The 23,941-nt window shown below is 62.4% G+C and carries 24 protein-coding genes; 12 read left to right on the top strand and 12 right to left on the bottom strand.

What is annotated here, in order from left to right; genetic code table 11:
- Positions 1 to 4: 4 nt before the first annotated feature.
- On the top strand, positions 5 to 1,591 hold the full coding sequence (locus AC1DVN_RS16815) for a signal peptidase I (protein WP_477994060.1): 1,587 nt from the start codon (positions 5 to 7) through the stop codon (positions 1,589 to 1,591).
- The gene (locus AC1DVN_RS16810) at positions 1,591 to 2,187 is read left to right on the top strand and encodes an alternate-type signal peptide domain-containing protein (protein ID WP_283567082.1); all 597 of its coding nucleotides are present in this window, start codon (positions 1,591 to 1,593) and stop codon (positions 2,185 to 2,187) included. Before AC1DVN_RS16815 ends, AC1DVN_RS16810 begins: the two co-directional genes overlap by 1 nt.
- Before the next feature lie 44 nt (positions 2,188 to 2,231).
- Here AC1DVN_RS16810 and AC1DVN_RS16805 read toward each other — a convergent pair whose 3' ends face one another.
- The 3 genes from AC1DVN_RS16805 to AC1DVN_RS16795 are packed head-to-tail and all read right to left on the bottom strand — an operon-like array spanning position 2,232 to position 4,352.
- Positions 2,232 to 3,455 carry an O-succinylhomoserine sulfhydrylase gene (locus AC1DVN_RS16805; protein WP_029538600.1) on the bottom strand — a complete coding sequence of 408 codons (1,224 nt, stop codon included), beginning with the start codon at positions 3,453 to 3,455 and terminating at the stop codon, positions 2,232 to 2,234.
- Positions 3,452 to 3,880, bottom strand: coding sequence for a rhodanese-like domain-containing protein (locus tag AC1DVN_RS16800; RefSeq protein ID WP_007726822.1), 429 nt, complete (start codon positions 3,878 to 3,880; stop codon positions 3,452 to 3,454). Before AC1DVN_RS16800 ends, AC1DVN_RS16805 begins: the two co-directional genes overlap by 4 nt.
- A 46-nt stretch (positions 3,881 to 3,926) precedes the next feature.
- Entirely contained in the window at positions 3,927 to 4,352 is a 426-nt protein-coding gene (locus AC1DVN_RS16795; protein WP_019749485.1) for an Rv0361 family membrane protein, read from the bottom strand.
- A 230-nt stretch (positions 4,353 to 4,582) separates the two neighbouring features.
- Here AC1DVN_RS16795 and AC1DVN_RS16790 point away from each other — a divergent pair, with 230 nt between their 5' ends.
- Together AC1DVN_RS16790 and AC1DVN_RS16785 are read left to right on the top strand one after the other, a co-directional pair.
- Positions 4,583 to 5,980 (top strand): FAD-dependent oxidoreductase, encoded by a 1,398-nt coding sequence (locus AC1DVN_RS16790; protein ID WP_019749484.1) that lies wholly within the window; start codon positions 4,583 to 4,585, stop codon positions 5,978 to 5,980.
- A gap of 109 nt (positions 5,981 to 6,089) precedes the next feature.
- A complete protein-coding gene (locus tag AC1DVN_RS16785) occupies positions 6,090 to 6,929 on the top strand; it encodes an amidohydrolase family protein (protein ID WP_024487914.1) in 840 nt (279 codons plus the stop codon).
- On the opposite strand, the gene AC1DVN_RS16780 is transcribed toward AC1DVN_RS16785, so the two are convergent.
- The 6 genes from AC1DVN_RS16780 to AC1DVN_RS16755 all read right to left on the bottom strand — a co-directional run bounded on the left by AC1DVN_RS16780 (position 6,833) and on the right by AC1DVN_RS16755 (position 11,298).
- Complete coding sequence (locus AC1DVN_RS16780; RefSeq protein WP_019749482.1) at positions 6,833 to 7,315, bottom strand: DUF456 domain-containing protein; 483 nt, start codon at positions 7,313 to 7,315, stop codon at positions 6,833 to 6,835. The two genes, AC1DVN_RS16785 and AC1DVN_RS16780, sit on opposite strands and share 97 nt — an antisense overlap.
- Positions 7,312 to 8,547 (bottom strand): formate-dependent phosphoribosylglycinamide formyltransferase, encoded by a 1,236-nt coding sequence (gene purT / locus AC1DVN_RS16775; protein ID WP_477994059.1) that lies wholly within the window; start codon positions 8,545 to 8,547, stop codon positions 7,312 to 7,314. Before purT ends, AC1DVN_RS16780 begins: the two co-directional genes overlap by 4 nt.
- Positions 8,548 to 8,587: 40 nt before the next feature.
- Complete coding sequence (locus AC1DVN_RS16770) at positions 8,588 to 10,093, bottom strand: GGDEF domain-containing protein (protein ID WP_020906657.1); 1,506 nt, start codon at positions 10,091 to 10,093, stop codon at positions 8,588 to 8,590.
- 240 nt (positions 10,094 to 10,333) lie between these two features.
- A complete protein-coding gene (locus tag AC1DVN_RS16765; protein WP_003944356.1) occupies positions 10,334 to 10,480 on the bottom strand; it encodes a hypothetical protein in 147 nt (48 codons plus the stop codon).
- A gap of 362 nt (positions 10,481 to 10,842) precedes the next feature.
- Positions 10,843 to 10,965, bottom strand: coding sequence for a hypothetical protein (locus AC1DVN_RS16760; protein ID WP_019749478.1), 123 nt, complete (start codon positions 10,963 to 10,965; stop codon positions 10,843 to 10,845).
- A gap of 210 nt (positions 10,966 to 11,175) precedes the next feature.
- On the bottom strand, positions 11,176 to 11,298 hold the full coding sequence (locus tag AC1DVN_RS16755) for a hypothetical protein (protein WP_003944443.1): 123 nt from the start codon (positions 11,296 to 11,298) through the stop codon (positions 11,176 to 11,178).
- A gap of 320 nt (positions 11,299 to 11,618) precedes the next feature.
- Between AC1DVN_RS16755 and AC1DVN_RS16750 the strand changes: the two genes are divergently transcribed.
- The 3 genes from AC1DVN_RS16750 to AC1DVN_RS16740 all read left to right on the top strand — a co-directional run bounded on the left by AC1DVN_RS16750 (position 11,619) and on the right by AC1DVN_RS16740 (position 16,623).
- Positions 11,619 to 13,352 carry an ABC transporter ATP-binding protein gene (locus tag AC1DVN_RS16750; RefSeq protein WP_019749475.1) on the top strand — a complete coding sequence of 578 codons (1,734 nt, stop codon included), beginning with the start codon at positions 11,619 to 11,621 and terminating at the stop codon, positions 13,350 to 13,352.
- A complete protein-coding gene (locus AC1DVN_RS16745; RefSeq protein WP_019749474.1) occupies positions 13,349 to 15,415 on the top strand; it encodes an ABC transporter ATP-binding protein in 2,067 nt (688 codons plus the stop codon). Before AC1DVN_RS16750 ends, AC1DVN_RS16745 begins: the two co-directional genes overlap by 4 nt.
- 107 nt (positions 15,416 to 15,522) lie before the next feature.
- Complete coding sequence (locus AC1DVN_RS16740; RefSeq protein ID WP_477845779.1) at positions 15,523 to 16,623, top strand: CaiB/BaiF CoA transferase family protein; 1,101 nt, start codon at positions 15,523 to 15,525, stop codon at positions 16,621 to 16,623.
- Positions 16,624 to 16,682: 59 nt separating this feature from the next.
- On the opposite strand, the gene AC1DVN_RS16735 is transcribed toward AC1DVN_RS16740, so the two are convergent.
- Entirely contained in the window at positions 16,683 to 17,786 is a 1,104-nt protein-coding gene (locus AC1DVN_RS16735; protein WP_477994058.1) for a class I SAM-dependent methyltransferase, read from the bottom strand.
- Between the two features lie 47 nt (positions 17,787 to 17,833).
- Positions 17,834 to 19,309 carry a MocR-like transcription factor YczR gene (gene yczR / locus AC1DVN_RS16730; protein ID WP_477994057.1) on the bottom strand — a complete coding sequence of 492 codons (1,476 nt, stop codon included), beginning with the start codon at positions 19,307 to 19,309 and terminating at the stop codon, positions 17,834 to 17,836.
- A 61-nt stretch (positions 19,310 to 19,370) separates the two neighbouring features.
- Here yczR and AC1DVN_RS16725 point away from each other — a divergent pair, with 61 nt between their 5' ends.
- Together AC1DVN_RS16725 and AC1DVN_RS16720 are read left to right on the top strand one after the other, a co-directional pair.
- Positions 19,371 to 19,601 (top strand): hypothetical protein, encoded by a 231-nt coding sequence (locus AC1DVN_RS16725; protein WP_021343262.1) that lies wholly within the window; start codon positions 19,371 to 19,373, stop codon positions 19,599 to 19,601.
- A gap of 45 nt (positions 19,602 to 19,646) precedes the next feature.
- Entirely contained in the window at positions 19,647 to 20,117 is a 471-nt protein-coding gene (locus AC1DVN_RS16720; protein ID WP_019749470.1) for a 5' nucleotidase, NT5C type, read from the top strand.
- A gap of 51 nt (positions 20,118 to 20,168) precedes the next feature.
- Here the strand turns inward: AC1DVN_RS16720 and AC1DVN_RS16715 are convergent, their stop codons facing one another.
- Positions 20,169 to 21,458, bottom strand: a complete 1,290-nt coding sequence (locus AC1DVN_RS16715) for an adenylosuccinate synthase (protein ID WP_003944351.1) — start codon at positions 21,456 to 21,458, stop codon at positions 20,169 to 20,171.
- A gap of 283 nt (positions 21,459 to 21,741) precedes the next feature.
- Here AC1DVN_RS16715 and AC1DVN_RS16710 point away from each other — a divergent pair, with 283 nt between their 5' ends.
- The 3 genes from AC1DVN_RS16710 (at position 21,742) to AC1DVN_RS16700 (ending at position 23,742) form a co-directional block, all read left to right on the top strand.
- The gene (locus AC1DVN_RS16710) at positions 21,742 to 22,416 is read left to right on the top strand and encodes a hypothetical protein (protein WP_019749469.1); all 675 of its coding nucleotides are present in this window, start codon (positions 21,742 to 21,744) and stop codon (positions 22,414 to 22,416) included.
- Positions 22,413 to 23,183, top strand: coding sequence for a site-2 protease family protein (locus AC1DVN_RS16705; RefSeq protein WP_477994056.1), 771 nt, complete (start codon positions 22,413 to 22,415; stop codon positions 23,181 to 23,183). The genes AC1DVN_RS16710 and AC1DVN_RS16705 overlap by 4 nt, the downstream gene beginning before the upstream one ends.
- Positions 23,184 to 23,253: 70 nt before the next feature.
- Complete coding sequence (locus AC1DVN_RS16700; RefSeq protein ID WP_020968817.1) at positions 23,254 to 23,742, top strand: GNAT family N-acetyltransferase; 489 nt, start codon at positions 23,254 to 23,256, stop codon at positions 23,740 to 23,742.
- Positions 23,743 to 23,941 lie beyond the last annotated feature (199 nt).

The following is a 23,941-nucleotide window of genomic DNA, read 5'->3' as shown; positions in this document are numbered from 1 at the left end:
CGCCGTGTCACGACACACGAAGATGTCACCGAAAGCCTCGACGCCACGTCGGATTCACGAACTTCTGCTCACCCTCGGTGCCCTCGCCGGTCTGGCATCCATCGGATTGTTCATTGCCGGCTTCGCTTTCGGTATCACTCCGCTGATCTTCAAGAGCGGATCGATGTCTCCCACGATCGAGACCGGTGCTCTGGCATTCGCGCGCACCGTGCCTGCTTCGGAAGTTCAGGTCGGTGACATCGTCAGTGTCTACGACAACCAAGGCGTTCGAATCACCCATCGTGTCGAGACGGTCGAGCAGCAAGGCAACAATCTTGCAATTGCACAGCTGCGCGGCGACGCGAATCCCGTCACAGACCCAGATCCTTACGTCATCACCGAAGCGGATCGAGTTTTCTTCAGCATCAACCGCCTCGGCTACGTGGCCGTCTGGCTGTCCGGACCGAGTGGGCTTGTGCTTGGTGCGATTGCTGTCGGAGGACTGCTGTACATCGCATTTCGCCCACGGAAAAGACCGGATGAAGGGGAACCCAGGCTGGATCGTCAGGACGCGCACGGCGATTCCCACGCCTTCAAGGCAATCATCGCATTGACAACGGTCGGTCTCAGCGTGGCGGGCATTGCGAACATCGGCGGAACACAGGCCGCCTTCACGGGCATGGCGACAGCGGGAAGCATTTCGTTCACCACTGCTGCGAGCTTTCCGAAACCTCCCGCGTCAATGACCTGCTCGGACAAGGGAACTTCCGTCGTGCTCGCTTGGCCTGGCGTTGCCACGGATACATTTCGAATCATCGTCCGAAACGCAACCAACACCACCCAACCTCCGCTGATCAGAGACGTGACCGGCCTCTCGACGACCCTGACGTTGTCCGATCTGCCAAGCGGCGGGATTCTCCTGTCGAACACAAACTACGACGTCGAATTACACGGACTCGTTGGAACTTACGTGACACCGGAATACACCGGGTACCGCATCAGCAGTTCGACACTGCTCATCATCCTCAATGACATGGCGTGTGCATCCGGACCCACGAGCGGAACCACGGCAGCCTCAGCTCCGGCCGCTCGTTCGGCGCTGGTTGCACAAGCTCCGAGTGCGACGACTACCACCTCCACCGCAGCGGTCAGTTCGACCACACCTTCACCCACGACTACTCCGAGCGCATCAACAACCTCGCAGGCCACGACAACCACCAGCACAACTACACCTTCGACAACCACCTCGTCACCGGCTACAACTACTCCGTCCACAACGACAACAACAACGACCATGACAACGACACCCACAACAACTACGCCCACCCCGAGCGAGGTTCCCATCGACGCCCCGGCGACCACGACCGGTCTCAGCGCCCAGAAGCTCTCGACTGCCAGTGGACCCGTTGTATCCGTGTCGAATTCATCGGGCACTGAGGTATATCGAGGTCCCGTTGACAGCGACGCTGTACTGCATTGGCTCACCGGAACCGATCAGTTGTATGTGATCACCACTGGCGGCGTCACCGTCATCGACACGTCAGCGGGAGTCTGGGCCGAATCTCCTGCCCCGAGCGAACTTCCGGACGAGATCAAGGCCCTGGTGCCGTGATGAAAAAGACGACGAAAGCCGCCATGGCAGTCGCCGCGGCCGGAGCTGTATTGCTCGGCGGCTCGGGCACATTGGCGAAATGGACGGACAGTACGACCCTGACGAGCGCCGCTGTCCAGTCCGGGACCCTGGATCTGGGAGCATGCGTGACCACGAGCGGCGGGGGGTGGTATTCGCAGGTCTACGTCAACGCGCCCACCAATCCGAATCCACTCGTATATATCCCGGACATCACTACCTACCGACTCAAGCCCGGATTCAACTACACGTATTTCTGCGATTCGAAGGTCTTGGCCACCGGTCCCCGGTTGAGAGCCAATGTGACGGTCGACAAGACCAAGTTGAGTGGCGGGCTCGCGACCGCCAGTGTCGATCTCCGCACTTACGTCACGGATCAGAGCAACAATCTTCTGTACGACAGCACGTCACCGACGCCGAACCTCATCCCGGTCACATCGGCGTTGAACAACACCAACCTGACCGCGCAGGTGCTGTTCACGATCTACCCCGCCGACACGACAAGCTCAGGTCTCACACTGAATACGACGGCGTTGACGATCGACGTCAAACAACTGGGTCTGACACCTGCGCCGTAGAACGCCTCGCCAAACGAAGTTCGAGGGCAAGGCGTTCTACCGGATCAGCCGAGGGCTCGCTTCAGATCAGCCAAGAGATCGGCGGTATCTTCCAGCCCCACCGACAAACGCACAACGCCGTCTGTAAGACCCACTGCTGCACGGCCTTCCGGACCCATGGCCCGGTGCGTTGTGGTTGCGGGGTGGGTGATCAACGACTTGGAATCTCCCAAGTTGTTGGAGATGTCGATGACGCGCAGGCCGTTGAGAACCTCGAACGCCCGCTTCTTGCCCTCCCCGTCAGGCGCATTGAGCTCGAACGTAACAACAGTTCCGCCGCCGCTCATCTGAGACTTCGCGAGCTCGTGCTGCGGGTGCGAAGTCAGGTACGGATACTTGACCCACTTGACGCCGGAGTGTCCTTCGAGGAATTCGGCGATCTCGAGTGCCGAAGCCACGGAATGCCGAATACGGACCGGCATGGTTTCGAGACCCTTGAGCAGAGTCCACGCATTGAACGGGCTGAGCGCAGGACCTGTGTGCCGCATCAGTTCTCGGACGGGACCGCTGATGTATTCCTCGGTGCCGAGGATCGCGCCGCCGAGCACGCGGCCTTGACCGTCGATGTGCTTGGTACCGGAGTACACCACGACGTCGGCGCCCAGATCGAGGCTGCGCTGCAGAAGCGGCGTCGCGAAGACGTTGTCCAGCACTACCTTTGCACCGGCAGCATGAGCAAGCTCCGACACCCGCCGAACGTCGACGAGGGACTGCATCGGGTTGGACGGCGTCTCGAAGAACACCGCAGTGGTCGGCACCGACAGCGCTTCTTCCCACTGCGCGTTGTCTTCACCGTCGACGAAGACGACCTCGACTCCCCAGCGCGGAAGGATCTCGTTGCACACGACAAAGCAGGATCCGAACAGGCTGCGCGCAGCCACCAATCGGTCGCCGTTGCCCAACAGCGCGCCCAACGCGGTGAAGACAGCCGACATTCCGCTGGCAGTCGCAAAGCAGGCTTCCGCGCCTTCGATGAGACGCAGACGCTCTTCGAACATCTTGACCGTCGGATTGCCGTAGCGGGAGTAGACAAAATGATCCACCTCGCCGGTGAAGGCTTGTTCGGCGGCTTCTGCACTCTCGTAGACGAATCCGGAGTTGAGGAACAACGCTTCGGAAGTCTCCTCGAACCCGGTACGCATCAGTCCACCGCGAACACCGAGAGTGCCGAGACCGACGTCGTCCGGCAGCGCTCGTTGAAATGCGCCACCCTGGGGAATTCCGCTCACTGCTGCCTCCATGGCAAGCCGATGGCCCGCCAACCTACAAGTCCGCGATGTCCGTCGGCACCCAATGCGCCTTCGAACCCGTCGAGCACGTTGTACGACGGGCCGATGCCCGCCGCAGTCGCAGCTTCCGCCGCACCGATGGAACGTTGTCCGGATCGACACAGGAAGATCACCGGACGCTCCGACCCGGAGGAATCGGCGGTGATGCCGGCTTCCTTCAACTGGTCGACGAAGTTGTCATTGCGCGCGCCGGTCGGGTGGCTCACCCATTCGATCAGTGCGGCCTGCTTGCCGAGGGAGGAAACATCGGGGACACCGACGTACTTCCACTCCGCATCGGTCCGCACGTCGACCAGCACGGCGTCGGGGTTTTCGCGGAGCAGCTCCCAGGCTTGCTCCGGCGTCAGATCGCCTGCGTAACTCACGTAGTCCATGTTTTCACAAGACTGCCGTGAGCGCCTGAGCGGGCCGTCAGTTACAGACGACCCAACGGTTGCCGTCGCGGGTCAGGGCCCAGGTCGAGACCCGCTCGCCCGCTCCGCCGCCGGTGATCGTCACGTCGGCCCGGGCGCGATCGCCGTTGACCACGACCCCGTCCACACCCTTCAGTTCGACCGTTCCGTCGACGCCGGCCATCGGACCAGTGCTCGAATTGAAGCTCGCGCAGGTCAGGGTCTTGACCGTCTCCGCGTCATTTCGATTCTCGGCATCGACGTAGTCGGTGACGGAGCGGCTCACGCGGTCCGACTCGGTGACGTTCTCCTCGGCCGGCGAGATCCACGATGCGACGAAGATTCCACCCAGAATCAAGGCGACGATGGCGACAGCCAAGAGGAACGGCCCCGCAGACGCCTTCTTGCCATCGATGTTGTCGGATTCGCGAAGCTCGTCACTCATAACGCCAATACTCCCCCACAACTTGAAATTGTGGCCCGTCAAGGACCAGGCCCCTACCCCGAATACCCGAGACAACGGGAGAATGGGAAGAAAGAATAGGTTTACCCACAACCGATCGAGTGAGAGTGTGGATCCGTTCGGCCGCAACCGAGGCACTGTGCTTAGGTTCGGCTAAATTGGATACTTGTCGATATGTTGTCCGAACTTCGAAGAAGGTAGCTGTCCTCACGATGACTGACTCCAACCGCCCACTCCGGGTCGCGATCGTCGGCGCCGGCCCCGCCGGCATCTACGCCGCCGACGCCCTCATGAAATCCGACACCGCAGTCTCCGGCCGCGGCGTCAGCATCGACCTCTTCGAGCGCATGCCCGCGCCCTTCGGCCTGATTCGTTACGGCGTCGCGCCTGATCATCCGCGCATCAAGGGCATCATCACCGCTCTGCACAAGGTGCTCGACAAGCCTCAGGTCCGCCTGCTCGGCAACATCGACTACGGCACCGACATCACCCTCGACGACCTGCAGTCGTTCTACGACGCGGTCATCTTCTCGACCGGCGCCAACGCCGACCGCGCGCTCGGCATCCCGGGTATCGAACTCGACGGCAGCTATGGCGCGGCCGACTTCGTCTCCTGGTACGACGGCCACCCCGACGTACCGCGTACGTGGCCGCTCGAAGCCGAGAAGGTCGCCGTCCTCGGCGTGGGCAACGTTGCGCTCGACATCGCCCGCGTCCTCGCCAAGACCGGCGACGAACTGCTGCCGACCGAGATCCCCGCCAACGTCTACGAGGGCCTCAAGAACAACAAGGCCGTCGAGGTTCACGTCTTCGGACGCCGTGGCCCGGCCCAGGCCAAGTTCACGCCTCTCGAACTGCGTGAGCTCGACCATTCCCCGACCATCGAGGTCATCGTCGACCCCGAGGACATCGACTACGACGAGGGCTCCGAGCAGGCTCGCCGCAACTCCAAGCAGGTCGACATGGTCGCGAACACGCTGCAGGACTGGGCAATCCGCGACGTCGGAGCCCGCCCCCACAAGCTGTTCCTGCACTTCTTCGAATCTCCCACGGAGATCCTCGGTGAAGACGGCAAGGTCGTCGGCCTGCGCACCGAGCGCACTCAGCTCGACGGCACCGGCAACGTCAAGGGCACCGGCACGTACAAGGACTGGGATGTCCAGGCCGTGTACCGCGCCGTCGGTTACCTCTCGCAGAACGTCACGCAGCTGCCGTTCGACGACCAGGCGGGCACCGTCCCCAACGACGCCGGACGCGTCGTCGCCGACGACAACGCCGAGGGCGCAGCCCGGTTCATGCCGGCCACCTACGTCACCGGCTGGATCAAGCGCGGCCCCGTCGGCCTCATCGGCCACACGAAGGGTGACGCCAACGAAACCGTCGCGAATCTTCTCGAGGATTCCGTCGGCTTCGCCGGCGCCGCGAACCCCGACGAGAACGCCGTCATCGAGTTCCTCGAAGGCAAGCAGGTGCCGTACACGACCTGGCAGGGCTGGTACCGCCTCGACGCGCACGAGCGCAGCCTGGGCGAGCCCGAAGGCCGTGAGCGCATCAAGGTCGTCGAGCGTCACGACATGCTGAAGGCATCCGAGCCCGACCGCGCGAACTGAGTGCGCAGAAGTAACTGAACAGAAGCCCTCCACCGGCCCGACGCGACCCAGGTCACATCGGGCCGGTGGTGTGTGCGGGGACCCAAGGCAACAGGGCAAAATAGACCCCGTGTTTGACGCCCACGTGCATATCATCGACCCGCGCTTCCCGCTGGTCGAGAATCACGGGTACCTGCCTGAGCCCTTCACCGTGGCCGATTACCGGGCCCGGCTTGCCTCACTGAAGGGCCTGAGTGTTGACGGCGGCGCGGTGGTGACCGCGTCGTACCAGGGCAATGACCAGGAATACCTGAAAGCCGCCTTGTCCGAGCTCGGCGAAGGCTGGGTGGGCGTCACTGCTTTGCCGCTCGATGCGACGGATGAAGACATCGTTGCGCTGGACGCGCTGGGAGTGCGCGCCGTCCGATTCAATCTGCGCCGAGGCGCCACCGACCTGCGTCTACTCGCCGATCTCGCCAACCGGGCATTCGATCTGGTCGGCTGGCACGCCGAGTTCTACGTCGATGCCACGCTGTTGCTGTCGCTGGAACCCGTCTTCGCCAAATTGCCGGCGGTGAGCATCGACCACTTGGGAATGTCCACCCGCGGACTGCCGTATCTCCTGAACCTCGTCGACCGCGGGGTACGCGTCAAAGCCACCGGGTTCGGACGCACCACCATCTCCGACGTCGGCGACGTGCTTCGCCAGATCCACGCGGTCAACCCCGCTGCGCTGATGTTCGGCACCGATCTACCCGGCACACGGGCACGTCGAGCGTTCGAGGTCCACGACCTGGACGTGATCGCCGAAGCTGTCGGCGACGACCTGTCCGCGGTCATGTGCGACAACGCCCGCTCCTGGTACCGCTGCGCTCAAGTGAACGCGACGGCTCCCAGCCACAGCCCCGCCGCGATCAGCGCTCCGAACAGTTCCACCAGCATGGACAATCCGACTGCCTTCACCGCGTGAAGCGTCGACGACCAGGCGATGTCGTAACGGCGCAGCCGCGCTAGTTCGGCGAAATACGTTCCGACGATGAATCCGAGGAACAAGCCCACGACCGGGATCACGAAGAACCCGATGATGCCGACGACGCCGCCGACCACCACCGACAGGTTGGGCACTCCCCCGGACTTCATCCGCTTGCCTGGCCAGGTGTACTTCACGATCCCGGTGACCACCAGTGCCAGCGTCGACAGCGCGAACACCGTCCACGCCGTCGCGCCACCGGTCATGATCGCCCACACCAGAATTGCACCGAAAACGAGAAGTGTCCCCGGGAGAATCGGAACGACGACACCGATCAGACCGACGAGGATGACCAGCCCGACGAGGACCTCGGCCACAGGACTCATCCGACGGGACGCACCTTCGACGCGGCCTCGCGAGCACGGGCGCGTGCAGTCGGCACATCGGCGGCCGTCGACACTGCAACACCCATGCGACGACGCGTGAAGCTCTCGGGCTTGCCGAAGAGCCGCAGGTCCGTCTCGGGAACCGAGAGTGCCTCGGCGACGCCGTCGAATCCGATCCCCTTGGCCTCCATTCCGCCGTAGATCACCGCCGATGCTCCCGGAACCGTGAGCGTCGTGTCGACCGGCAATCCCAGGATCGCGCGGGCATGCAGCTCGAACTCCGAAAGTCGCTGCGTCCGCAGAGTCACCAATCCGGTGTCGTGCGGCCGTGGGCTCACTTCGGAGAAGAAGACGTCGTCACCCTTCACGAATAGCTCGACGCCGAAGATGCCTCGCCCGCCCAGAGCCGTGGTCACCTTCTCGGCGACGTCTCGGGCCGAGGCGAGGGCAACTGCGGACATCTGCTGCGGCTGCCACGATTCGATGTAGTCACCGGCTTCCTGCAGGTGCCCGATCGGCTCGCAGAACGACGTCTCGACCTGACCGCTCTCACCGACGGCGCGAACCGTCAATTGTGTTATCTCGTAATCGAAATCGACAAAACCCTCGACAATCACCCGGCCGTGATTCACACGACCTCCGGCCATCGCGTAATCCCATGCGGCGTCGAGATCTTCGGCGGATCGAACCGTCGACTGTCCCTTCCCCGACGAGGACATGACGGGCTTGATGACGCACGGGAAACCGATTCGGTCTGTCGCTGCCTGCACTTCGGCAAGCGAGTCCGCGAAAGCGTACGGCGAAGTGGGCAGGCCCAACTCCTCGGCCGCGAGCCGACGGATCCCCTCACGGTTCATCGTGAGCTGGGTGGCGCGGGCGGTGGGAATGACCACCGCGGCCCCGCGTTCTTCAACGAGTGCAAGCGCATCCGTCGCAATGGCCTCGATCTCGGGAACCACGAAGTGAGGCTTTTCCAACTCGATGACGGCAAGCAGCGCTTCCGGATCGGTCATGTCGACGGTATGCGCACGATGAGCCACCTGGTGTCCAGGGGCATCGGGATACCGATCCACCGCAATCACTTCGACGCCAAGACGCTGCAACGCGATGACAACTTCCTTACCCAACTCGCCTGATCCCAACATCATCACGCGGATGGAGTTCTCGGTCAGGGGACTTCCGAATCGGAGCGGAAGCGTCGGCAGGGGCGAAGGCGTCGAATCAAGCTGCATGGGTGCGACTATATGCCAATCCCGATGCAGGTCAGCGCAGTTATCGGCCGTCCACCACACCTTCGCGGCCAAATCCTCGCCTGATCGTTCGTGGTATGTCAGGTTTGCGATAGGTGCGGGTGGCCATATCCGGCTCGGAATTCCGTTGCGGCAATGCATCGTTGCCGAGCCGGCGCACTTTCACGAGGTTGCGCCCGGCGCGCTTGGCTTCGTACAGAGCCTCGTCCGCGACGCTCATGAGGGTGGTCAACGTCGGCGTCGCATGATCGACCCACGCGACGCCGACACTGACGGTGCTCGTCACTTCTGATTCGGCCGAGTACTCGACTTGCGCGCCGCGGACCGCCTCGGCCACATCGACTGCTCGCGCGTAGCTGCAGTCCGGAAGCAGAATGGCGAACTCCTCGCCGCCGAGCCTTCCGATCAAATCGCCGTCCGACAATCGGTCAGCGGCCCGTTCGGCGAAGTTCGCGAGAACGCTGTCACCGGTCATATGTCCATGCGTGTCGTTGATGCTCTTGAAGTGGTCCAGGTCGAGCATCAGCAGGCCGACCGGGGATTGTGTGCGGGCCGCGGCGGCAAGCTCCGATTCCGCATGCCCGAGAAACGCACCACGCGAGAGGACCCCGGTCAGATGGTCGAATTCGACAGCAAGGAAGAGCTCACGCTCGGCAGCGCGACGTTCCTCGGTCGCACAGGCAACCGCGATCGGCCCCAACGCGATCAGCGTGACGGCAATGGACGTGATGACGTCCTCGTTCCACGTCGAGGCGGCTTGATCTCCGATATCGAGTCGACCGCTACCCGCCATCATGAGCGACCACACCGACCAGACCACGGAAACGAAGGCAGTGCTCGGAACCGAGATGCGAGTGGCGCACCAGAGGAGAGCCGGAATCGGAAGGACCAGCGCGATCGGCCCTTCGATACTCAGGGCGATCGGCACGCAGGCTGCAGTGGCGAGTAGCGGAACGCTCATAGCGGCGACAGTTTTGGCAGTCAGTTTGCTGCGGAACTCGGCAAGGCTCGACGGGATGGTGAGAGTGAGAATGAGAGGAAGGACGAGCAGGTACGCCATGACCTCGGTGGCACCCCAGTGGAAAAACGTGTCGGTAAATGACTGACCGCGTAAGAGCCGGTCCAAGGCGCCGGCAGTGGCCGCGGTACCAGTCGCCGCGACGAACGAGACGAAGACCATCCACACCAGCGACTGCGAATCGACCAATCGGAACGGTGTGCGCTTCAAGTAGTACAGAACAAGAACACCGACTGTGACTCCGGCGAGGTTCGCCCCGTTCAACTGCACCGCAAGCGAGAGCGAGTTGCCGGTGATCAGGTCAGCGCAGACGTATCCGACAGCCGCAGCGATCCACGTCGGCCACTCGATCAGGACCGGCCATCTGACCATCATTCCCAGCAGAATGGCGTTGGCACACCAGAATGTCGCGAGCAAACCTGGTGGGCGCGTGAGGATGCCGATCAACGAAGCCGCAAGTACAACGGCCAGCACTAGGAGAAGGCGCAGAAAGCGACTCGTCCCTACCATGCGTCACCTCGCGGTCGGCTACCTCTGAATTCGGGAGCACCGGACGTCGCGGTGACCGTATGCCGATGTCGTCGAACCATCGTACGCAGGTGCTGCCACTCACAGTTCTGTGTTCACTTGCCAAAACGGCAACTACGAAAATCTCCGCAAACGCGGGTGCCCTCCGGCCACGACAGTGGACAGAGGGCACCTGCATGCAATCCGATTGGCAGAGCCGAATGGACCTGCCGGAAGGGATGACTACTCGGCGGATCCGCTGGACAGACCCGAGAGTGAACCGGTGGACGAGCCCTCGCCCTCGCCGGACAGCGATTCGGTGGGAACGGACTTGAGGAAAGCTCCGAGCGCGGTGAGCAGGGGTCCGAGGGTGCTGAGTGATCCGAACATAGGAGGTTCTCCTGTTTGTGAGGTGGTGTGATGTTCCAGCGCCATTCCGGCCGCAGGCGGTGGCCGAGATGGTTCGGGAACTTCTGCCGCGCGGATGGCTGAACCGCCCCCCGAACAACATCCCGAGCTGTGATGTAGCGCACTGCCTTGGCGCTGCCTGCATTTATAGACCGACTGCTCACACTTGTCTAGCTACCGAATAGCTACCAACGTGAACTGTCGGTAACACCTTCTGGCATAATTGCAGTTCAGAGCCCAAATAGACGGTTCGAAATATCCGATAATGTGATTTAGCTCACAATTGAAAGGCAGAAAGTGTGGCCCGCAGACAACCGCGAGCCACACTTTCGGACAAACGGGACTTACTTGTCAGCCGCCGATCCGGTACCCGGGGTGAGCGAGCCACCACCGAGTGCCGTGAACAGGTCCTTGAGTACCGGAATGAACGTCTTGACGACGCCGCTGAAGTCTTCGAACGAACCCATGTCGGGTCTCCTTATGTCGGGATGCAGTTGAAATGAAGTGGGGACCGAGAACTACTCGGCAGTGGAACCGGCCGAACCCGAGCCGTCTGCCGATCCCGCGTTCAACTTGGTCACGAATGCGAGAACGCTCTTGAGGAAGGCGTCGAGATTCTGAATCGAGGTCATGCGACTACTCCTGTGTTGTTTCGGAAGAATTGTTGTGGTCGAACGTCAGGAGTTCGAGCTCGCGGTGTCCAGCCCCTGAAGGGTCTTGAGCATGTTGACCAGGGGAAGAAGCTGGAGAATGCCCCAGCCCATGCCGTTGGCCTTGAGAAGGTTTCCGAGGGATCCCATGTGTGACTCCTTGCATGAATATCTATGACGCGGCGCACGTTTTGTTCGCTCCGCCCCTTTGTAGCCAAGCTAAATACGTACGTCCAGTTTGTTTCGATCCAAGTAAAACCGTGACATATTGGAGCAATGTGTAAACCAGCAGTTCAGGCCCTGTGACCTGAAACCAATATCGAATTCAAGTGTGTTGGACATCACATTCGATTTGGACAAATGGTTGCAATCGTCAGAGTCGGTGCCAACCTCGACCACGATCTGTCATACCGTGTGCTTGTGATCAATCGCGAACGAGCGGCAACCGAAGCAACTCACCGGGAACCGTCGTGCTAGCAAAACTCCTCAAGGCGTACCTGCCGCCGTACCGCTGGTTGCTTGCCGGGGTCCTCGCACTTCAACTCTTCGGGGCCATCGCGTCGTTAGTCCTCCCCACGCTCAACGCTCGGATCATCGACGACGGTGTCGCCCGAGGCGACACCGGATTCATCATGTCCACCGGCGGGATCATGCTGCTGGTCTCGCTTGCGTCGATCATCGCGTCGGTCGCGTCGACCTATCTGGCGGCAAAATCGTCGATGGGCTTCGGCCACGACGTTCGAGGCGCCTTTTACAAGGCCGTCGGCAGCTTCTCTGATCGCGAATTCAACAGTTTCGGTGCGCCGACGCTGATCACACGGAACACCAACGACGTCCTGCAGATCCAGGCCCTGGTCATGCTGACGTCCTCGATGCTCGTCAGCGCCCCACTGATGTGTATCGGCGGCATCATCATGGCGCTGCGCGAGAACCTGCAGATGTCCTGGCTCCTGACGATTTCGGTACCACTGCTCGGCATCACCGTCTCGGTCGTGGTGGCCAAGCTGATCCCGCATTTCCGGACGATGCAGACGCGGATCGACAACATCAATCGATCACTGCGCGAACAGCTCACCGGTATGCGTGTCATTCGCGCCTTCGTTCGAGAACCCGACGAGACGATCCGCTTCGACAAAGCCAACAAGGAACTGACCGACACCTCGCTCCTCATCGGTCGCTACCAGGCGGTTCTGCTGCCCACCGTCATGTTGATCGCCAACCTGTCGAGCGTCGCGGTGCTGTGGTTCGGCGCGCATCTGGTCGATACCGGAGACATGCAGATCGGCCAGATCAGCGCCTTCCTCGCCTACGTCATGCAGATCCTGATGTCCGTGGTCATGGCGACCATGTTGGCCGTCGTGATCCCCCGCGCGGCCGTGTGTGCCGACCGCATCACCGAGGTACTCGACACCGAGCCGACCGTGCCCGCACCGGCCCAGCCCCTTCGCCCGACCAGCCCCTACGGCGTTGTCGAGTTCGGTGGAGCCGGATTCACGTATCCGGGAGCTGAAACGCCGGTCCTGTCGAATGTCTCGATGCGATGCATGCCAGGAACGGTCACCGCGATCGTTGGCAGTACCGGTAGTGGCAAATCGACCCTCGTCTCACTCATCCCCCGACTCTTCGACGTCACGGCCGGCGCCGTCTTGGTCGACGGCTTGGACGTGCGTGGCTGGGATCAGGACGAACTCTTCGCCAACTTCGGATACGTGCCCCAGAAGGCCTACCTGTTCGCCGGCACGATCGCGAGCAATATCCGCTACGGAAACCCGACCGCCACCGACGACGACATCTGGGCAGCCCTCACCATCGCCCAGGCAGACGACTTCGTCCGTGAACTCTCCGACGGTCTCGAGTCTCCGATCGCCCAGGGCGGCGGCAATCTCTCGGGCGGACAGAAACAACGTCTCGCCATCGCCAGAGCTGTGGTCCGCAGACCCCGGATCTTCGTCTTCGACGATTCGTTCTCCGCACTCGACATGCACACCGACGCCGCAGTCCGACGCGAACTCCGCACGGTCTCGACTCATTCGACGGTCATCATCGTCGCGCAGCGCGTCGCGTCCATCATCGATGCCGACCAGATCATGGTCCTCGAAGACGGCGCTCCGGTCGGTCTCGGCGACCATCAGTTCCTTCTGGCCAACTGTCCGACGTACCAAGAGATCGTGGCTTCCCAGATTCCCGCGGAGATGAGCGCATGACCAGCCCGCAGGACCCGACGTGGGGCAGCCCCAACAGCCAGTACTTCGACGATGCCCCGACGGTGGTGTTCGCCAAGATCCCGAGCGAACCTGAATCCGCGGACGGGGATGCGAAGTCGAGTAACCCCGAGAACCCCGACAAAGAGCCGAAGCCCGCGCTGACCGCGACGGACACCAAACCTCGCCACTTCAAGGCGACGATGAAGCGGCTTCTCTCGCTTCTGCAGCCACACAAGTTTGCGGTCGTCTGTGTCGTCGTTGCGACGATCGCCAGCATCGCGCTCTCCGTCGCGGTGCCGAAGATCCTCGGTCACGCGACAGACCTCATCTTCGCCGGGTTCATCGGCAAGAGCCTGCCCGCCGGACTGACCCGCGATCAGGCAGCAGAGGCGATCCGCGCATCAGGAAATTCGACGTTCGCCGACCTCGTCGCCAACTCGACCGACGTCGTTCCCGGTGTAGGTCTGAACTTCGACGCCATCGGCAAAGTCGTCATGCTCGCGATCGTCGTGTACTTGCTCTCGTCGCTACTTGCCTGGTTGGAAGCATTCCTCCTCAACATCATCGTCCAGAAGACCATCTACAACCTGCGTGCATCGGTCGAGGCGAAGCTTCACCGTCTCCCCCTTCCATACTTCGACAAGACGCCGCGCGGCGAGATCCTCAGCCGCGTCACCAACGACATCGACAACATCTCGTCGACGTTGTCGTCGACGTTGACGTCGCTCCTGACGTCGGTGCTCACCGTCCTCGGCGTCCTGACGATGATGTTCGTCATCTCTCCGATGCTCGCCCTGATCGCACTGATCGCGGTGCCGGTATCGGTGCTCCTCGTTGCCAGGGTCGCCAAGCGTGCACAGGTGTTGTACAAGGCTCAGTGGACCGAGACGGGCAAGATCAACGCACAGATCGAAGAGAACTACAGCGGTCGCGACCTGGTACGCGTGTACGGGCATCAGGCCGAAGCCGAGCGTGAATTCGCCGAGCAGAACAAGAAACTCCTCGACGCGTCCTTCGGCGCACAGTTCCTCTCCAGCCTGATCATGCCGGTCATGAACTTCGTCGGAAACATCACCTACGTGCTGCTCGCTGTGGTCGGCGCACTCAAGGTCGCCAGCGGCAACATGTCACTCGGTGACGTTCAGGCGTTCATCGTCTATTCGCGCCAGTTCAGCCAACCACTCACGCAGATCGCGTCCATGTCGACGAGCCTGCAGTCCGGAGCAGCGTCGGCCGAGCGGGTCTTCGAGCTTCTCGACGAACCCGAGCAGTCGCCCGACATCGACGTGCCACTAATGCCCGAGCCTGCCGGACGCCATCGCAACGTCGGACACATCGAGTTCGAGAACGTCTCGTTCCGCTACGAGCCGGACAAGCCGTTGATCGAGAACGTGTACCTGACGGCTCGGCCCGGGCAGATGGTCGCCATCGTCGGACCCACCGGTGCCGGCAAGACCACCTTGGTCAACCTGCTCATGCGCTTCTACGAAGTCGACTCGGGCCGAATCACTCTCGACGACGTCGACATCTCGCAGATGCGCCGCTCCGACTTGCGCAAGCACGTCGGCATGGTCCTGCAGGACACCTGGCTCTTCGGCGGAACGATCCGCGACAACATCGCGTACGGCCGGCTCGACGCCAGTGAATACGAGATCCACGAAGCCGCACGCGCTGCCTTCGTCGACCGCTTCATCCACACGCTCCCGGACGGGTACGACACCGTGCTGGACGAGGAGGCATCGAACATCAGCTCCGGCGAGAAGCAGCTCATCACGATTGCCCGAGCATTCCTGTCGGAGCCGTCGCTGCTGATTCTCGACGAGGCGACCAGCTCGGTCGACACACGTACGGAACAGCTTGTGCAGCAAGCAATGTCCGCGTTGCGCGTCGGGCGCACCAGCTTCATCATCGCGCACCGGCTCTCCACCATCCGTAACGCCGATCTGATCGTCGTGATGGAGGCGGGCAAGATCGTCGAGCAGGGCACACACGACGAACTCATCGCAGCGGCGGGCGCGTACTTCCGTCTCTACAACGCTCAGTTCGAGGGTGCCGCCGTCTAGTGATCGGCGCCTCCCTCGGCGGACACAGTGCCCCGGAGCACACCTGACCGATTCGACACGTTACCGTCGAGTCAGGAGTGTTGTCACCGTCTGAATTGGGAGTGCGTGTGTCTGCAGAAGCTGTGGAGAAGAAGGGCCCGCTCGCGGGCATTCGGATCGTGGAATTCGCTGGATTGGGACCGGGCCCGCACGCCGCGACGCTTTTGGCGGACATGGGCGCCGACATCGTCATCGTGCAGCGCGCAGGGCAGATTCCGCAGGACTCGAACGCAACCGACCAGATCAAGCGCGGCCGCCGCATCGTCGAGGCCAACCTGAAGGATCCGGCCGACGTCGCCAAGGTTCTCGATCTCCTGGGCCGCGCCGACGTCCTCATCGAGGGCTTCCGCCCCGGCGTCATGGAACGCATGGGACTCGGACCCGACGTGGTGTCGGAGCGCAATCCGCGCCTCGTTTACGCCCGTATGACGGGCTGGGGACAGGAAGGACCGCTCGCCAACGCCGCCGGTCACGACATCAACTACATCTCACTGACCGGTGTCCTCAACGCCATCGGACGCAAGGGTGAACGCCCCGTCCCGCCGCTCAACATGGTCGGCGATTTCGGCGGCGGTTCCATGTTCCTGATCTTCGGCATTCTGTCGGCTCTCGTCGAGCGCTCGACGTCCGGTAAGGGCCAGGTCGTCGACGCGGCGATGGTCGACGGAACCCTCGCGCTCTCGCACATGATGTGGGCATTCCGCGGTCGCGGCGTCTGGTCCGACGAGCGCGGCGTCAACCTCCTCGACACCGGCGCTCCGTTCTACGACACCTACGAGACCTCCGACGGCAAGTACATGGCCGTCGGATCCATCGAACCGCAGTTCTACGCATTGTTGCTCGAGGGCCTCGAACTCGATCCCGCGACGCTCCCTCACCAGATGGACACGTCCAAGTGGGACGACATGAAGACGCTCTTCACCGAAAAGTTCTTGTCCAAGACTCGCGACGAGTGGGCCAAGATCTTCCTCGGCACCGACGCCTGTGTCTCCCCTGTCCTGACTTTCGCCGAGGCTCCGTCCAACGAACACATCGCGGCCCGCGGTTCGCTCATCGAACTCGACGGCGTCACTCAGCATGCTCCCGCACCGCGCTTCTCGCGCACGCCCACCAAGACGCCCGCAGCGCCGGCGCGTGAGGCGACGGATATCGACACGGTCTGGACCTAGGGCCTTCGGCCCCGTGCGCGGTTAAGGAGCCTCAGGACTCTCTAACCACGCACGGGGCGTCAGCCCAACCTGTAGAACCTGAACATCTCGTGCTCGATCGGCAGCACGTCAACCCGCTCGAAACCGGCCGCCTTGGCATAGCTTTCGAGTGTCGAGTGCCTCATCACCGTCCCGGTGGCAACGCTCCCCGGATGCGACAGGCTGTCCGGTAAGCAGCAGGTCAGCGAAAATCCGTACAGCAATTGCTCGATCGGACCCGCCTCGGGATCGAACACATCTGCCGTTCGTTCGTCCATGACGATCACCGGAGCGCCCGGCTGGGCAATCGCCCGAGCCGTGGACAGAAATCCCACCGGATCCGGAACGTCGTGAAGGCACTCGAAAGCGAAGACGGCATCGTAGGTCCCGGCATCGACTCGCCCGGCCTCAGGAGCCTGTCCGGCGACGTCGACCAACGAGAAATGTACTCGGTCGACCACCCCACGATCGTGGGCGTTACGACGGGCAGCGTTCACCGATGCCGCGTCGACGTCGAAGCCGTGCACTTCGATCTTCGGGTATCCGAGGGCGAGCGCGATCGACGACCAGCCCTCCCCCATCCCGAGATCAGCGACCTGCCCGCCGCCGACAAGTATGGCGTGCAGGTCGGTGACTACCGGCAGGAACTGCTGACAGAGCTGCTGGAGATACATCGGCCGGTTCAGCAGCGCCTGGCCCTCGCGAGCATCGGGGCCCATCGATTCCCACGTGACTCCCCCGCCGTGACGATAAGCGTCGAGTAGACGCGGCATCGACGACGTCGTCGCGACGAACAGCCTCGCCAACGGCGCCAGGAAAAGCAGGTTCTCGTCGTGAACCAGAACATCGGCGTGGGCCTGCGGCAGGCTGTACCGGCGATCGGCATCCGAATTGACGTCCACATAACCGGCGACGGCCTGCTGCTCGAGCCACTCCCGCGCATACCTTTCGACGGTCCCGGTCCGATCCGCCAGCTCCGTCGACGTGAGCGGGCCGTGATCGCTCAGCGCGCGGTACCAGCCCAGCCGGTCGCCCAGATACACAGCCTGCAGCTCCGACGCCCCGAGCGTGGCCGCGAACAATCGTTCTGCGAGCGCGTCCGCCGCACTTGTTCCCGCTGCGCCTGTACCGTCTACCGCCGTCATGCCCTACCTCCTGGTTTCACACCACTTTCAGGGTGTGTACCCAGTTCTCAGACGACGACCATTCGTTGGTCTGCCGTGTCGCGATCCGTCGCGAGGGTGTCGTACGCAGCGGCGATGGACGCGACGCCGCGAATGAGGTCCTCGGGAGAACGTGCGTACGGCACGCGGATGAATCGTTCGAACGCACCTTCGACGCCGAAACGGGGGCCGGCGGCAAGGAGTACGCCGAAGTTGGGTGCCACCGCCGCCAACGCCGTCGAGACTGGCGCGGACATTCGCATCCACACCGACATTCCACCGGAGCCGATGGTGGGACGCCAGTCCGGCAGATGCTCTGCCACTGCACCGAGGAGTACCGCACGCTGTTCTCGCAGAACTTCGCGACGCTGTTCGAGCAACGAGCGGTCGTCGGCGAGCAAGTAAGCGGCTGCCAACTGATCCATGACGGGAGTACCGAGGTCGACCGCGGCACGCGCCCCCACCAACTGGGTGATGAGCGCGGCATCGGCGCGAATCCAACCGACACGTAGCCCGCCCCACAGCGACTTCGCGGTCGAACCGAGCGTCACCACTTCGGTTTTCGCCGCGCCTCGCCCATGTGAGGCGACCGGCGCCGGCGGCGGTGCGTCGAGCCACAGGTCCACCATCGTCTCGTCGACGACCAGAGTCATTCGCGTTTCGTGCGCAATCTTCGCAAGCTCGGCGCGGCCGGAAGAGTCCATGCAGAGGCCGGTCGGGTTGTGAAAGTCGGGAATCAGGTACGCCATTCTGGCAGCGGTTTGCCTTGCTGCACTTCGAATCCCGTCGAGATCCCAGGCTCCGGCCGCCGCGAACTCCGGTCGGACCGGAACCGGTACGGGCCGAGCGCCGTTTCGCCGAATCGCTTCCAGCGCATTGGGGTACGTCGGATGATCGACCAGCACTCGCTCGCCGGGTGAGGTGAGCACCGACAGCAACAATCGAAGCGCGTGCTGCGCACCCGAGGTCACCATGATCTGTTCGGCGGTGGTGGGAAGACCCCGCGCCGTGTAGCGCTGCGCGATCACGTCACGCAAGTCGGCGATCCCGACCGGTTCCATCCCGTGCGTGGACAGGAAGTTCGGAAGTTCCTGCAGCGCAGACGCATACGCCAGTTCGACCTGAGCGGCGGGAGCTGCCATCGCCGCGTAACTGAGGTCGACGACGGGCCCACTCGGCCCCGGTTGATGGGAGCGGAACATCAACCCGTTCGGCCGCGCGCCGGCGGGCAAAGCCACGGTGCTTCGCGAACCCTGCCGGCTGATCAGATACCCCTCGTCTCGCAGCACCGAGTACGACGACGTGATCGTGGTCCGACTGAGTTCGAGCACCGCCGCAAGTTCACGCTCACTCGGCAGTGCGACCCCCAGCGGAACGCGACCGTCGTGCACGAGCAGGCGGATACCGTCGGCAAGCGCACGGTACGCGGGCCTGCGTCCGGACTCTTCCTGCCAGGACCCCAGATCGCGCGCAAGCGAACGGGCACCGAGAACTCGAGTCATCATGCAGTCCAGTATCGACAACTTGGCTATGTAACTCAATACCAGTCGAGTTGATCATATGTCCATGACTACCTTCGCAACCCTGATCGGCATCGGACTCTTCGTGGCGCTCGTCTACTTCTTCGCGCCCGCCGAAGGTGAAGGTACTTACATACGTTTGGAGCAGTTTCGCCTGGCAGCACCCCTCGGCGGCATCTTCCACGACAAGACTTCAGACCGCGAGATCAACTCTGTCAGACCTCCGTGCGATTGTGATCAAGGGGAAGAATTCACTGATCTCAGTCCAGTTGCGTAAAACTGGACTCTTTTCGCACTCAGAAAGTCTCCAGAGAGGGATTGCATGCCGGCTTCCAAAAAGATCCTCTACATCGATCTCGACAACACCTTGGTCAACTTCCAGTCGGGCATCGATCGCCTGACCGACGGCGTCCGGGAGAAGTACAAGAACGACCTCGACGAAGCGCCGCACATCTTCTCTCGCATGGATCCTCTCGACGGTGCTATCGACGCCTACCACCAACTGGCGCAGCAGTTCGACACCTACATCCTCTCGACAGCGCCGTGGAAGAACGCCACAGCCTGGCACGACAAGGTTCTGTGGGTCCAAGAGCACCTCGGCATGGAGGAGGGCAGCGTCGCGTACAAACGTCTGATCCTCTCGCACCACAAGCACCTCAATCGAGGCGATTACCTCGTCGACGACCGCGGAGCAAACGGCGCAGATCGATTCGAGGGCGAGTGGATCAAGTTCGGCAGCACCGAGTTTCCCGACTGGAAGACCGTCACCGCACACTTGTCGAAGCTGGCTTGAAACACGAATCCCCGCTCCTGCTTGCAGGAGCGGGGATTTCGAGGGAACGAACTAGCGGACGATCTCGCGCCGGACGATCGTCTCGTCGCGGCCGGGACCGACACCGATGCAGGAGATGAACGCACCCGAAAGCTCTTCGAGCCGAAGCACGTAGTTCTGCGCATTCTGCGGCAGTTCCTCGAAGGTGCGAGCCTCCGAGATGTCCTCCCACCAGCCAGGCATCTCTTCGTAGATGGGCTTGGCGTGGTGAATGTCGCTCTGCGACATCGGCATTTCGTCGTGGCGGACACCGTCCACCTCGTACGCGACACAGATCGGCACGGTGTCGAGGCTGCTCAGCACGTCCAGCTTGGTGAGGAAGTAGTCGGTGATGCCGTTGACGCGCGTCGCGTAACGCGCGATGACAGCGTCGAACCATCCTGTACGACGAGCACGTCCGGTGGTGACACCGACCTCGCCGCCCTGCTTCGCCAGGTATGCGCCGTGATCGTCGAACAGCTCCGTCGGGAACGGACCGGAACCGACACGCGTCGTGTACGCCTTGAGGATTCCGAGCACCGTGGTGATCTTGGTGGGACCGATGCCCGAACCGACCGCCGCACCACCCGAGGTGGGGTTGGACGATGTCACGTACGGGTACGTGCCGTGGTCGACGTCCAGCAGAGTGCCCTGCGAACCTTCGAGCAAGACGGTCTCGCCGCGCTCGAGGGCGAGGTTGAGCTCCAGGCGCGTGTCCGAGATGCGGTGCTTGAAACCCTCGGCCTGCGTCAGTACCTCTTCGACGACCTGCTGCGGGTCGAGTGCCTTGCGGTTGTAGATCTTGACCAGCACCTGGTTCTTGAATTCGAGTGCCGCTTCGACCTTCTGGGTCAGGATCTTCTCGTCCAGGACGTCCGCAGCACGGACACCGACACGGGCGATCTTGTCCTGGTAGCACGGGCCGATACCGCGGCCGGTCGTGCCGATCTTCTTCGCTCCCAGGAAGCGTTCGGTGACCTTGTCGATGGCCACGTGGTACGGCATGATCAAGTGCGCATCAGCAGAAAGCAGCAGGCGGGACGTGTCCACACCGCGCTCTTCCAAGCCTGCCAATTCGGTCAGCAACACACCCGGGTCGACGACGACACCGTTACCGATGACGTTGTTGACGGCGGGGGTGAGGATTCCGGACGGGATGAGGTGCAGTGCGAACTTGTCACCGTTCGGCAGAACCACGGTGTGTCCGGCGTTGTTACCGCCCTGGTATCGCACGACCCACTGAAGCTGCTCGCCCAGTAGATCTGTAGCTTTGCCCTTACCTTCGTCGCCCCACTGGGCGCCGATCAGGACGATTGCCGGCATGACGTTGTCTCCTACGGTCGACGTGCAGCAGTTGTCCCGCCGCATTGGTACTGCCTGGCTTCCGCGCACATGATGCAGCGCCGAACTGTTGCAGTGACCGAAGGAGCAGTCTAGCCCAGAGCACCAGACCAGACCTCACGGTCCAGAATTTGGCCGGTGACCATCACGATTGCGAGTCGACACAGAGACTCGCACTAAGATCGTCGGCAGTGATTCGGACGGCCATTTCGGGGAAGGGTGGCGAGGTCCCACTACCCGAGAAGAAGTCTTGATCGAGCTAGGAGTGGCTTTGACCCCTGTGGTGCTCAAATGTGGCGATTCGCCGGTTCCACTCCCCCTGGGTGAACTCACGTCGTTCACTGTCCCTGAACTTCCGGAGAAGCAGGACTTCGACGAGGCCCTGTCCCAACTGCAGGTCGTCACGGAGCCTCGCTTGATCGTCGTGGGTAACGACGGCGCGTTTGCCGCGGCATTGACACGGTTGATGCGACTGGAGCGACTCAACGTCGAACTCGCCTACGTCACCGAGAACAGGTCCGACGCAACCGACGCGTACAAACTCGCAACCGGTGCCCGGGCTGCGCGCACGGCGTTGAAGGGCACAGTCCACACCGTGCCGCTCATTCGCGACGACGCCGGAATCGCGCTGGTCGGTGCGGCAACTGTCACGGGTCCGGCCGATGCCGCCGAATTGATCGGCGAGGCGTACGTCGACGACAACAAGCTGTTCTCCGGCACAGTCCCCGGTATCCGGATTGTGCCGAGCCCCAAGCTCCCCGGGATCAAGGCATCGGTCGACCGCAAGAGTCGCTGGAGCGGGCGACGCTGGCTGGAAGGCCGAGCCATTCAGCTGGGCTCGCCGGCAGCGCGTCTGGTTCGCGACGGGGTGGCCAACCCACGCGATCTCAAGCGTTCGACCTTCTACCGGCACGACAAGACTTGGTTGTTGGTCAGGTGAGAACCGGAGCAGCACGGTCGGCGGTTCGGCCGAGCCCCGTCTTCCTGGGCGTAGTTGCGGTCACCGTCATCGCTGGAATCGTCGCTTGGAACTCGACGTGGGGTTCCATCGCGGGCCGGGCAGGTGTTTTTGTCCTCGTGGTCGCCGGCTGGGTGGTCACGCTGTGCTTGCACGAGTTCGCGCATGCGTATCTGGCGTGGCGTCACGGAGACACCGACGTCGAGGCTCGTGGTTATCTGACGCTCAACCCGCTCAAGTACAGCCATCCGATGCTCTCGATCGGTCTGCCGGTGCTGTTCATCGCCTTGGGCGGCATCGGGCTTCCCGGCGGCGCCGTGTACCTGCGCACCGGGATGTTCCCGCCCAAGGTACAGGCGCGAATATCGCTCGCCGGTCCGTTCACGAACGCCGTCGCCGCGGTAATTCTCCTCGTCGTCATACGTACGTACGGCTCATCGGCCGAGCATCTGGCGTTCTGGGCCGGCCTCAGTTTCCTGGCCTTCTTGCAGGTCATGGCAACAGTTTTGAACTTACTTCCAGTCCCCGGTCTGGACGGTTACAACGCGCTGGAGCCCTACCTCGCGCCCAACACACGACACCAGCTCGACCAGTTCAAGCCGTACGGACTGCTCTTGCTGGTTGCGCTCCTGTTCGTCCCGCAGATCAATGTCGTCTTCTTCGATGCGATCTACTGGATCTTCGAACTGAGCGGTGTGTCCGACTACTACGCCATGCTCGGTAACGCCCTCATGCGTTTTTGGACGTGATCGAGTGCACTGGAGGAGACTCGTGAGAGTCTGACATTTCAGACATTCATTCTTCTTCAGGAGAGCATCGATGATTGCGACGTCATTTCAGTCCGGCGGAGTGGAGTACACCCTCACGCGGGCCGAGATTCGACACGTGGAAGCACTGATCGACTTGCTCGCCGACGACCCGATCGGGAGCACCCGGGAGACGACCAACCCCGAGGCCCGAACGATCTACGAGGACGCATTCAAGCGAATCGACGAGGATCCGGCGCAACTGCTCGTCACCGTTCTCGTCGGCGACGCGGTAATCGGCACCATGCAATTGACCTTCATTCCGGGTATGAGCCGAATGGGGGCGACACGACTGCAGATCGAAGCTGTTCGCGTCCACGAGGATTACCGGAGCAAGGGCATCGGCAGTTCGATGATCCGTTGGGCCTGCGAAGAAGGTGCCCGGCGCGGCGCGTTCCTGGCGCAGCTCACCTCGGATCAAACTCGCAAGGAAGCCCACGACTTCTACGAGCGACTCGGATTTGTCGCCTCCCACATCGGGTTCAAGAAGTCGCTGAGCTGACACACAGCCACCCAGCCAACCACCCAGACTCCCAAACGCGGGCTCGAGCGCCGGGGCATGGTTGTGCCCCGGTGCTCGCGTCTCGAGTTGTTTCACTTCAGGCTGCTGTCGGTGGGCTGTTCCCACCGATCGGATGCTGATACGGATCAACCGACATCGGCGGGTAGAACACCGTCTTCCGATCCTGGCCGATCTCCAC

The organism is Rhodococcus sp. P4_E4 (assembly GCF_056401575.1).
Note: the sequence above shows the minus strand (reverse complement) of the source record. Positions and strands in the feature narration are given on the sequence as shown.

Excerpts from the sequence above, each read along its gene's own strand:
- AC1DVN_RS16810 (WP_283567082.1), top strand. The coding sequence starts at position 1,591 with ATGAAAAAGACGACGAAAGCCGCCATGGCAGTCGCCGCGGCCGGAGCT.
- AC1DVN_RS16795 (WP_019749485.1), bottom strand. The coding sequence starts at position 4,352 with ATGAGTGACGAGCTTCGCGAATCCGACAACATCGATGGCAAGAAGGCG.
- AC1DVN_RS16790 (WP_019749484.1), top strand. The coding sequence starts at position 4,583 with ATGACTGACTCCAACCGCCCACTCCGGGTCGCGATCGTCGGCGCCGGC.
- AC1DVN_RS16780 (WP_019749482.1), bottom strand. The coding sequence starts at position 7,315 with ATGAGTCCTGTGGCCGAGGTCCTCGTCGGGCTGGTCATCCTCGTCGGT.
- purT (WP_477994059.1), bottom strand. The coding sequence starts at position 8,547 with ATGCAGCTTGATTCGACGCCTTCGCCCCTGCCGACGCTTCCGCTCCGA.
- AC1DVN_RS16770 (WP_020906657.1), bottom strand. The coding sequence starts at position 10,093 with ATGGTAGGGACGAGTCGCTTTCTGCGCCTTCTCCTAGTGCTGGCCGTT.
- AC1DVN_RS16765 (WP_003944356.1), bottom strand. The coding sequence starts at position 10,480 with ATGTTCGGATCACTCAGCACCCTCGGACCCCTGCTCACCGCGCTCGGA.
- AC1DVN_RS16760 (WP_019749478.1), bottom strand. The coding sequence starts at position 10,965 with ATGGGTTCGTTCGAAGACTTCAGCGGCGTCGTCAAGACGTTCATTCCG.
- AC1DVN_RS16755 (WP_003944443.1), bottom strand. The coding sequence starts at position 11,298 with ATGGGATCCCTCGGAAACCTTCTCAAGGCCAACGGCATGGGCTGGGGC.
- AC1DVN_RS16745 (WP_019749474.1), top strand. The coding sequence starts at position 13,349 with ATGACCAGCCCGCAGGACCCGACGTGGGGCAGCCCCAACAGCCAGTAC.
- AC1DVN_RS16735 (WP_477994058.1), bottom strand. The coding sequence starts at position 17,786 with ATGACGGCGGTAGACGGTACAGGCGCAGCGGGAACAAGTGCGGCGGAC.
- yczR (WP_477994057.1), bottom strand. The coding sequence starts at position 19,309 with ATGATGACTCGAGTTCTCGGTGCCCGTTCGCTTGCGCGCGATCTGGGG.
- AC1DVN_RS16725 (WP_021343262.1), top strand. The coding sequence starts at position 19,371 with ATGACTACCTTCGCAACCCTGATCGGCATCGGACTCTTCGTGGCGCTC.
- AC1DVN_RS16720 (WP_019749470.1), top strand. The coding sequence starts at position 19,647 with ATGCCGGCTTCCAAAAAGATCCTCTACATCGATCTCGACAACACCTTG.
- AC1DVN_RS16715 (WP_003944351.1), bottom strand. The coding sequence starts at position 21,458 with ATGCCGGCAATCGTCCTGATCGGCGCCCAGTGGGGCGACGAAGGTAAG.
- AC1DVN_RS16700 (WP_020968817.1), top strand. The coding sequence starts at position 23,254 with ATGATTGCGACGTCATTTCAGTCCGGCGGAGTGGAGTACACCCTCACG.